Consider the following 8,790-nt stretch of genomic DNA (forward strand, 5'->3'; position numbering starts at 1 on the left):
GGGCGAAAGCCAGACCACCCAGCAGCGCGGCAGTAAGGATCTTCTTGTTCATTGAGTACAGCTCCTATTTCGGGGGTATGAAACCGGTAGAGGCATGGGCCAGCACTACTGCGTCGATGTTCGACAGCCGATTCAGCACGCCACCGCCGCGAACATTATGCTCAGGCGGGTGAAGGCCATGTTAACAGTCACGTAACATGTGAAGCGTCGCACCCGGCCGGCCTCCGGTCCGACGTTGAAACCCTATACAGGATGATGAAGATCCGCAAGACCCACGCGCTACAAGGGTTTGGAGCGGATTAAGGGGAGCGCGCGCCAGGTTTTGCGAGTGCTTCGGCAAGGAGATTCAGCGCGCGCCCATTGAGGTGAGGAACCTTCATCCGGCATCTGCCGACGCCATCTGTGGGGGCGCAGATCGCACTTGGACGTTTACGTCATTTCGCCGATCACGCAGATTCATCCGGAATTTTGAACGCCGTCGGCGGCCATATCCGCAGTCAAGCAGCCGAGAACCTGCTGTGTGCGCGCATCGGCTCGCATCTGTATCTGTCCTGCGCCCAACACGGGATTTACGGTGGTGGCAGATCCCCTCACCGCCGGACCTTTCAATGCCCACCGCCGTGCCCCTGCGCCTGCTGCAACTCGTCATCGGCCTGTTCCTCTACGGATCCGGCATCGCGCTGATGGTGCGGGCCGCCATCGGCGTGGCGCCCTGGGACGTTCTCTCGCAGGGCATCACCTTGCGCGCGCCGCTGTCGTTCGGACTGGTCACCAACCTGGTCGGACTGCTGGTGCTGGTGCTGTGGTGGCCGCTGCGGCAGAAGCCCGGGGTGGGCACGGTGCTCAATGTGCTGCTGATCGGCCCTTCGGCGCAGTTCGGCCTCTGGCTGCTGCCACCCGCTGTCGGCCTGGGCTGGCAGCTGCTGCTGTTCTGCGCCGGTCTGCTGCTGATCGCCCTGGCCACCGGCCTGTACATCGGTGCACGCCTCGGCCCTGGCCCGCGTGATGGTTTGATGACCGGCCTGCATGCCCGCACCGGCTGGCCGATCTGGAAGGTACGCACGCTCATCGAAGGCAGCGTGCTGGTGGTCGGCGCGTTGCTGGGCGGCAACCTCGGCGTCGGTACGCTGGCGTTCGCCCTGTTGATCGGCCCGTTGTGCGGTTTTACGTTGGGCTGGTTCGGCATCGGCCGCACGGCAGTAGTGCCGGCCACTGGCCGGCACCCCCAGGCGCCCTGAGCGGATCGGGATGCCGGCCAGCGGCCGGCACTACCAACCCTTGCCCTGGGGGCGGTTTCGCGGCACCCTGCGCGCTTCCGTACGCAAGCGTATCGACCATGTCGCCAGCCAACGAAACCGCCTACCCGCACCTGTTCTCCCCGCTGGACCTGGGCTTCACCCAACTGCGCAACCGGGTGCTGATGGGCTCGATGCACACCGGCCTGGAGGATCGCGCCCGCGACTTCCCGCGCCTGGCCGCCTACTTCGCCGAGCGCGCCGAAGGCGGTGTCGGCCTGATCGTCACCGGTGGCTTCGCACCGAACGTAGTGGGGTGGCTGAAGCCGTTCGGCGGCAAGCTGTCCTGGCCCTGGGAAGTGCGCCCGCATCGGCAGCTCACCGCCGCCGCGCACCAGCACGGCGCGAAGATCTGCCTGCAGCTGCTGCATGCGGGGCGTTACGCCTACCACCCCCTGTCGGTGGCGCCGTCCAGGCTGAAGGCGCCGATCAATCCATTCACCCCGCGCGCGCTGTCGGCCAGCGGCGTCGAACGGCATATCGCCGATTACGCGCGCAGCGCGAAGCTGGCCCGCGAGGCCGGCTACGACGGCGTGGAAGTGATGGGCTCGGAGGGCTACCTCATCAACGAGTTCATCGCCCCGCGCACCAATACGCGCGGCGACCGCTGGGGCGGCGACGCCGCCCAGCGCATGCGCTTTGCGGTGGAGATCGTGCGCCGCATCCGCGAAGCCTGCGGACCGGACTTCATCATCATCTACCGCTTGTCGCTGGTGGACCTGGTCGATGACGGCAGCAACTGGGAAGAGATCGTGCTGCAGGCCCAGGCCATCGAGGCCGCTGGCGCGACGATCATCAATTCCGGCATCGGCTGGCACGAGGCGCGCATCCCGACCATCGCCACCTCGGTGCCGCGCGCGGCGTTCGCCGGGGTGACCGCCAAACTCAAGCCACACGTGAACGTGCCGCTGGTGGCCACCAACCGCATCAACATGCCCGACGTTGCCGAGCGCATCCTGGCCGGCGGCGGCGCCGACATGGTGTCGCTGGCACGCCCACTGCTGGCCGATCCGCAGTGGCCGAACAAGGCCCGCGCCGGCCGTGCCGAGGCAATCAACACCTGCATCGCCTGCAACCAGGCCTGCCTGGACCACGTGTTCGAGAACAAGCTGGCCAGCTGCCTGGTCAATCCGCGTGCCGCACACGAGACCGAGCTGGTCTACCACCCGACCACGGCGCCGAAGAAGATCGCCGTGGTCGGTGCCGGTCCGGCCGGCCTGGCCTGTGCCACGGTGGCTGCCGAACGTGGCCACCATGTCACCCTGTTCGATGCCGGCGAGGAGATCGGCGGCCAGTTCAACGTGGCCAAGCGCATTCCCGGCAAGGAAGAGTTCCACGAGACCCTGCGCTACTTCCGCCACACACTGGCCGAAACCGGGGTGCAGCTGCGCTTGGGCACACGTGCCGATGCCAGCACCCTGGCTGGCTTCGATCACGTGGTCCTGGCGACCGGCATCACCCCGCGCAAGGTCGACTTCCCTGGTGCCGACCATGCCAAGGTCGTCAGCTACCTGGACGTGCTGCTGGGCCGGGTCGAAGTCGGCGCCAGCGCAGCGATCATCGGCGCCGGGGGCATCGGCTTCGACGTCGGCGAGTTCCTCAGCCATGCCGGCCGCTCGCCGTCGCTGGACCCGCAGCGCTGGATGGCCGAATGGGGCGTGGACAGCCGCTTCGAGGCTCGCGGCGCACTGACCCGCCCGCAGGTGGAGGCCTCGCCGCGTCGCCTCTGGCTGCTGCAGCGCAGCCCGGGCAAGCCGGGCGCGCGCCTGGGCAAGACCACCGGCTGGATCCACCGCGCCACGCTGAAGGCAAAGGGCGTGCGCATGCTCGGCGGCGTGGAGTACTTGGGGGTGGACGAGGACGGCCTGCGCATCCGCGTTGACGGCGGCGAACAGCTGCTGCCGGTCGACCATGTGGTGGTGTGCGCCGGGCAGGAACCCAACCGCGCACTGATGGCCGAACTGCAGGCCGCCGGCATCGCCGCGCAGCTGATCGGTGGCGCCGATGTGGCCGCCGAACTCGATGCAAAACGCGCGATCGATCAGGGCAGCCGGGTGGCCGCAGCATTGTAGTCCGGGCCTGAATGGGGGACAGACTGTGATTTTTGCCCCCTTGCCAAAACCTGAATGTCAAGCAGGTCGGTTCAGGATGCGTTCGGCAATCCCCCCCTACCTTGCGCCAACTTTCTGCTCACCAGCCAGTTCCCGGTGAGCCGGCGCGTCCCCCTCGATCAGACTGATCGTTTCCATCGGGGTCGCCCACGGGGCGGCCCCGATGGCCGCCTCCCCATCACGCCAAGTCGTGCCCCGGCCCGCAGCCCCCCGCTGCGGGAACCCCGAGGTGCGGCCCACACGGAGCAAGGAGTCATATGAAACTGGCCTGGATTCTCTGGCTGTCGCAGTTGTTGCCTCAGCCGGCCGCTGATTCATTGTGTTTGAGCACCACCGTTTACCTGGAAGCCCGCGACCAGACCCTGCGCGGCCAGCAGGCCGTGGCCGAAGTCGCACTGCGCCGCCTCGACAGCGGCCTGTGGGGTGATTCGATGTGCCAGGTGGTCACCGCGCGCAAGCAGTTCGCCCCGACCATCGTCCCGCCCGGCACCCAGCTGGGCAACGATGCGGCCTGGAGCGAGGCGATGAACGTGGCCTTCGACGCCGAGCGCAACTGGGCGCTGCCGGCCGGCGAACGCCGCGAGATCGTGCCCGGCGCCAGCCACTTCGCCGCGCTGTCCATCGCCAGCCCGAACTGGCGCAATGCCTACCAGGTAGCGACCATCGGCGACCACACCTTCTATAAGGTGCAGAACCTCAAGCCGCGCCAGTCGTAACGATCTGTTGCCGGCGGCAGCGTTGCCGCGCGCCGGCAGGCTCTGGGATAGTGGACGTTTCCCGCCACGCCCCGCCTGGAGTCACCATGAAGCTGTACAGCAAACCCGGTGCCTGTTCCACCGCCGACCACATCGCCCTGCAGTGGACCGGCCAGCCCTATGAAGTAGAACTGCTGGACAAGGACACCCTGAAGGGTCCGGAATTCCTCAAGATCAATCCGGCCGGTGCGGTGCCCGCGCTGGTCGATGGCGATTTCATCCTGCTGCAGAACGCGGCCATCATGGGCTACATCGCCGACAGCTTCCCGCAGGCCGGCCTGGCCGGTGATGGCAGCGCGCAGCAGCGCGCCGAGGCCACCCGCTGGCTGTCCTTCGTCAATTCGGACGTTCACCCGGCCTTCTCGCCGCTGTTCGGGCCGGCCAAGTTCATCGCCGATGAAGGCCAGTTCGATGCCATCCGCGCCGCCGCGCGCAAGCGCCTGCGCGGCCTGTTCGAGACCGCCGACAGGCAGCTGGCCGACAAGCCGTGGCTGGCCGGTTTCCGCAGCTTCGCCGATCCGTACTTCTACATCACCCTGCGCTGGGCCGCGGCCGCCAAGGTCGACCTGGTCGGCCTGGACAACGTGGCCGCCTTCAAGACCCGCATGGAGGCCGATGCCGGGGTCCAGGCCGTGCTGAAGGCCGAAGGCCTGGCCTGAGGCCAGGGACGGGGTCGGAGCCGTCCGCGCAGCGAACGGCTCCGACCCCACCGCTCGCCACAGCCCGCTCAGCCGATCTCGCGGATTACCTCGCCCTTGCTGTCGCGCAGCCGGGTCGGCACCACGTCGATGCACAAACCACCACCGACCGGGTAGAGCCCGCGCTCGGCCGGTACTGCCGCCATCGCCTGCAGCCCGGCTTCGTCCAAGACCCAGCGCGCGCTGTCGGTTCCAACATCATTGGCTGGGGCGCCTGCCGCCGGGACGAAGGTCCACTGCCGTTCGCGGCTGACCAGCTCCAGCGGCCTGCCGTGACGCAGGCGCAGGCCAAGCAGTTCGCCCACGCCGGATACCTGGCCCGCGCCCAGCACCAGCGTGGTCATGCCCGCCTCCTGCCGCCACTGCAGGGTCTCGATGAACAGCATGCCGGTGCTGGAGCCTTCGCGTTCACTGCCCTCGCATACCGTTGCCGCCAGTGCGGGGTCATCCAGCAGGTTGCCGCGGTGCAGATCGGTGATCCACAGCGGCATCGCCGGCTGCAGGGCCTGCAGCACGCCCCGCGTCGACCAGCACCGGATTGCATCCATCTCTTCGTCGGTCAGGCCGACCAACTGCAGGAACTGCAGGTGCCCGTTGGCGGTATCACGCGCCGGCAGCTGCGGATCGGCGATGAAGGCCAGATGGCCCAGGCGGGTGTCGGTTTCCAGCGCGATCGGACCGTTGGCATTGAGATGGTGCCCATCTTCAAACACGTTGCCGCTGCCGAACACGTAGCGCGCCAGATTCTGCAGCAGGTTCAGCGGCCACACCGGCGGCGTGCCTGCAGCGTCCTCGCCAGGGCCAGCCGCCAGACGGAAGGTCAGCTCGAAACCATAACCGCTGGCCTGTGCATCGCTGCTTTCCTTGGCATACAGCTCGGAGAAACCGTAGGTGACGTAATGCCAGTGCGGCACCGGCGCCTCGGCCCAGTAGACGCTGATGCCATCCAGCGGATCCTGGCCGCCCAGGGTGTACGGCAGCGCGGTACCATAGTGGCGCGGCTCCTGGCCGGCATACAGCGGCGCGAGCGCCGCATTGATCGCGTCCCAGCCGGGCGTGTCGGTGGTGTCGTGTTCGTCCTGCACGCAGGCATCCTCATGGGCAGTGAAATCCATCGCCCACTTTACCCGCCCCACTACGCCTGCACGACCTCGCCGCCCGCGGCCAGCCGAGTCTGGGTTTCCTGCCACCAGCGCCGCGCCAGCGCCGGGCTGCGCGCCCTGCCTACGGCCTCAAGCAGTTCCGGGCACAGCTGCTCCAGCGACAGCGCGTCCTTGCAGCGCTCGATCTTCAGCTGCATGAAATAGCCCTTCAGGCCCAGATGCCGACGCACCGCTTCGCTCATGGCGTCATACAGTTGCTGGTACAGCGCCGGGTCCTGCTCTCGGCCGCTGCTGAGGCCACGCGTGGCCACCGGCTCAACCGAACCACCCACGACTTCGATCAGGCCTTCGGCCGTCAGTTGCTGCAACGCATCAGCCGGTACGCGCAGGCCCTCGAACAGGGCACGCAGCGCAGTGTCATCGCGCTGGCCATCGACCATCAGCAGAATCGACCGCAATCCCGCCGGCAGGCGCCGGCCACGGTCTTCGATTTCCTGACGGCCAGCGGCCGTCTTGGCATACAGCAGCGCCATGCATCCCCCAGATCCTTGATGCGCTTCATCCACGCGCCCTCGCAGGCACGTCCCCTTGGCTGTCATCGCCGAAGCCGGCGCAGCTTCCCCGAAGCGCCAGCACGGTTGCAGACCGATGACAGGGCGAGCTTAGCGCATGTCTGGAGGTAGTGCCGGCCGCTGGCCGGCACACCGGCATGCTGGAATGCCGGCCAGGGGCCGGCACTACCGCTCACCGCCCCAGCGCGCGGCGGATCTCTTCCAGCGCCCCTGGATCATCCAGGGTCGACAGATCGCCCGGGTCGCGCTGCTCGGCCAGCGCCTGCAGCGAGCGCCGCAGCAGCTTGCCCGAACGGGTCTTGGGCAGTGCATTGACCACGTGCACGTGGGCCGGGCGGGCCACCGCGCCGAGCGAGGCGGTGACCGCCGCCATCATTTCGGCCACCACCGGTGCGGGATCCTCGCCGTTGAGGCCCTGCTTGAGGGTGACGAACACCAGCGGCACCTGCCCCTTCAGCTCGTCCTTGACCCCGATCACCGCCGCCTCGGCCACGCGCGGGTGGCCCGAGATGGCCTCTTCGATCTCACGCGTGCCCAGCCGGTGCCCGGCCACGTTGATCACATCGTCGGTGCGGCCAAGGATGAAGGTGTAACCATCGTCATCACGGATGGCCCAGTCCAGCGAGCTGTACAGCAGTTCCTTGAAGTGGCTGAAGTAGCTCTGGATGAAGCGCGCATCGTCATTCCATACCGTGCTCATGCAGCCCGGAGGCAGTGGCGGGGTCACCACCAGCACGCCCTTCTGACCGGCAGCCACTTCCTCGCCGGTGTTCTCGTCGATCACCTTCATGCGATAGCCGAGATTGGGGAAGCCCGGCGAACCGAAGCGCACCGGCTTCATGCCCAGCCCCGGCAGCAGAGTCAACGCTGGCCAGCCGGTTTCGGTCTGCCAGTAATTGTCGATGACCGGCTTGCCCAGCGCGTCGCTGATCCAGTGCGCGGTGGGCTCATCCAGCGGCTCGCCGGCCAGGAACAGGTACTTCAGCGCATCCAGGTCGTGGCGGTGGATGAAGTCGGCATCGTGCTTCTTCAGCACACGGATGGCAGTGGGCGAGGAGAACATCGTACGCACGCTGTACTGCTCGCACAGCGCCCACCAGATGCCCGGGTCCGGATGGGTCGGCAGGCCTTCGTAGAGCAGCGAGGTGCAGCCCCCGATCAGCGGCCCGTACACGTTGTAGGAATGGCCGACCGCCCAGCCCACGTCCGAGGTGGAGAACATCACCTGGCCGGGCCGGCAGTCGAACACGGTCTCCATCGACTGCGCCATCGCCACCGCATAGCCACCCACATCGCGCTGCACGCCCTTCGGCTTGCCGGTGGTGCCGGAGGTGTAGAGCAGATAGCTGGGTTCGCTGGATTCGAGCCATTTCACCGGTACGTCCACTTCGCCCACCTGCGTGCGCAGTTCAGCGTAACCGACATCGCGCCCGGGCACGCGCGGCTCGGCCGGATCCAGCCCGCGCGACACGATCAATACATGCGGCGGCGGGTTGCCCGCTTCGGCGCAGGCGGCATCGACCATGCCCTTGTAGGGAATGACTTTGCCACCACGCATGCCGGCGTCGGCGGCGATCAGCAGCTTGGGCCTGGCGTCATCGATGCGCAGCGCCAGGTTGTGCGCGGCAAAGCCACCGAAGACCACCGAATGCACGGCACCAATGCGCGCGCAGGCGAGCATGGCAAACACGGCCTCGGCCATGTTGGGCATGTAGATGACCACACGGTCGCCATGGCCGACGCCCAGGTGCTGCAGCACCGCAGCGAAGTCATTCACTTCGCGGTACAGCTGGCGGTAGGTGATTTCGCGGGTGATGCTGGTCTCGGTGGAGACGGCCACCAGCGCGAGCTGGTCGGGACGGTCGGCCAGGTGGCGGTCGACGGCGTTGTAGCAGAGGTTGGTTTGACCGCCGACATACCAGCGGCGGAACGGTGGATTGCTGTAATCCAGCACCTGCTTCGGCGGCACATGCCAATGGATGCGCCCGGCTTCCTCGCCCCAGAATGCCTCCGGCTCGTCGATCGAGCGTCGGTAGGTTTCCTCGTAGTTCATGACGCAGCCCTCCCAGACAAAGTCATGGGTTCGAGGATAGTCCGGCGCTGGCACGCGGGCCGCCCTACCTTGGTAGGGGGTGGGGTGTGTTCTGCAGGGCTTGCAGCCCTGCACCCGCCAACGGCAACGGCAAAAGCTGGCTATCCGTGGGTTGGCGGGGTGGGTCCGGTTGAGGGGGACGCTGCAAGTACGTCCATGTAAGC

Annotated in this window: 7 protein-coding genes; 4 read left to right on the forward strand and 3 right to left on the reverse strand. The window is 67.3% G+C overall.

Features of this window, described 5'->3' with window-relative positions; all coding sequences use genetic code 11:
• Positions 1 to 608 precede the first annotated feature (608 nt).
• The 4 genes from ACQKDV_RS16455 (at position 609) to ACQKDV_RS16470 (ending at position 4,820) form a co-directional block, all read left to right on the forward strand.
• Complete coding sequence (locus ACQKDV_RS16455) at positions 609 to 1,238, forward strand: YczE/YyaS/YitT family protein (protein ID WP_427785145.1); 630 nt, start codon at positions 609 to 611, stop codon at positions 1,236 to 1,238.
• A gap of 98 nt (positions 1,239 to 1,336) precedes the next feature.
• Complete coding sequence (locus ACQKDV_RS16460; protein ID WP_427785147.1) at positions 1,337 to 3,367, forward strand: FAD-dependent oxidoreductase; 2,031 nt, start codon at positions 1,337 to 1,339, stop codon at positions 3,365 to 3,367.
• Between the two features lie 296 nt (positions 3,368 to 3,663).
• Positions 3,664 to 4,122, forward strand: coding sequence for a cell wall hydrolase (locus ACQKDV_RS16465; RefSeq protein ID WP_111126942.1), 459 nt, complete (start codon positions 3,664 to 3,666; stop codon positions 4,120 to 4,122).
• An 86-nt stretch (positions 4,123 to 4,208) separates the two neighbouring features.
• Positions 4,209 to 4,820 carry a glutathione S-transferase N-terminal domain-containing protein gene (locus ACQKDV_RS16470; protein ID WP_427785149.1) on the forward strand — a complete coding sequence of 204 codons (612 nt, stop codon included), beginning with the start codon at positions 4,209 to 4,211 and terminating at the stop codon, positions 4,818 to 4,820.
• 68 nt (positions 4,821 to 4,888) lie between these two features.
• Here ACQKDV_RS16470 and ACQKDV_RS16475 read toward each other — a convergent pair whose 3' ends face one another.
• The 3 genes from ACQKDV_RS16475 to prpE form a co-directional block, all read right to left on the reverse strand.
• Positions 4,889 to 5,944 carry a suppressor of fused domain protein gene (locus ACQKDV_RS16475; protein ID WP_427785155.1) on the reverse strand — a complete coding sequence of 352 codons (1,056 nt, stop codon included), beginning with the start codon at positions 5,942 to 5,944 and terminating at the stop codon, positions 4,889 to 4,891.
• 50 nt (positions 5,945 to 5,994) lie between these two features.
• Positions 5,995 to 6,495 (reverse strand): hypothetical protein, encoded by a 501-nt coding sequence (locus ACQKDV_RS16480; RefSeq protein ID WP_427785150.1) that lies wholly within the window; start codon positions 6,493 to 6,495, stop codon positions 5,995 to 5,997.
• A 211-nt stretch (positions 6,496 to 6,706) separates the two neighbouring features.
• Positions 6,707 to 8,587, reverse strand: a complete 1,881-nt coding sequence (prpE, locus tag ACQKDV_RS16485) for a propionate--CoA ligase (RefSeq protein ID WP_427785151.1) — start codon at positions 8,585 to 8,587, stop codon at positions 6,707 to 6,709.
• Between the last annotated feature and the right edge of the window lie 203 nt (positions 8,588 to 8,790).

Origin of the sequence: Stenotrophomonas sp. NPDC077659, from assembly GCF_050268705.1 — a bacterium.
Classification (GTDB): Bacteria; Pseudomonadota; Gammaproteobacteria; order Xanthomonadales; family Xanthomonadaceae; genus Stenotrophomonas.

Bases quoted from the DNA above. Each gene is read 5' to 3' on its own strand.
- ACQKDV_RS16455 (WP_427785145.1), top strand. From the start codon at position 609: ATGCCCACCGCCGTGCCCCTGCGCCTGCTGCAACTCGTCATCGGCCTG.
- ACQKDV_RS16460 (WP_427785147.1), top strand. From the start codon at position 1,337: ATGTCGCCAGCCAACGAAACCGCCTACCCGCACCTGTTCTCCCCGCTG.
- ACQKDV_RS16465 (WP_111126942.1), top strand. From the start codon at position 3,664: ATGAAACTGGCCTGGATTCTCTGGCTGTCGCAGTTGTTGCCTCAGCCG.
- ACQKDV_RS16470 (WP_427785149.1), top strand. From the start codon at position 4,209: ATGAAGCTGTACAGCAAACCCGGTGCCTGTTCCACCGCCGACCACATC.
- ACQKDV_RS16480 (WP_427785150.1), bottom strand. From the start codon at position 6,495: ATGGCGCTGCTGTATGCCAAGACGGCCGCTGGCCGTCAGGAAATCGAA.
- prpE (WP_427785151.1), bottom strand. From the start codon at position 8,587: ATGAACTACGAGGAAACCTACCGACGCTCGATCGACGAGCCGGAGGCA.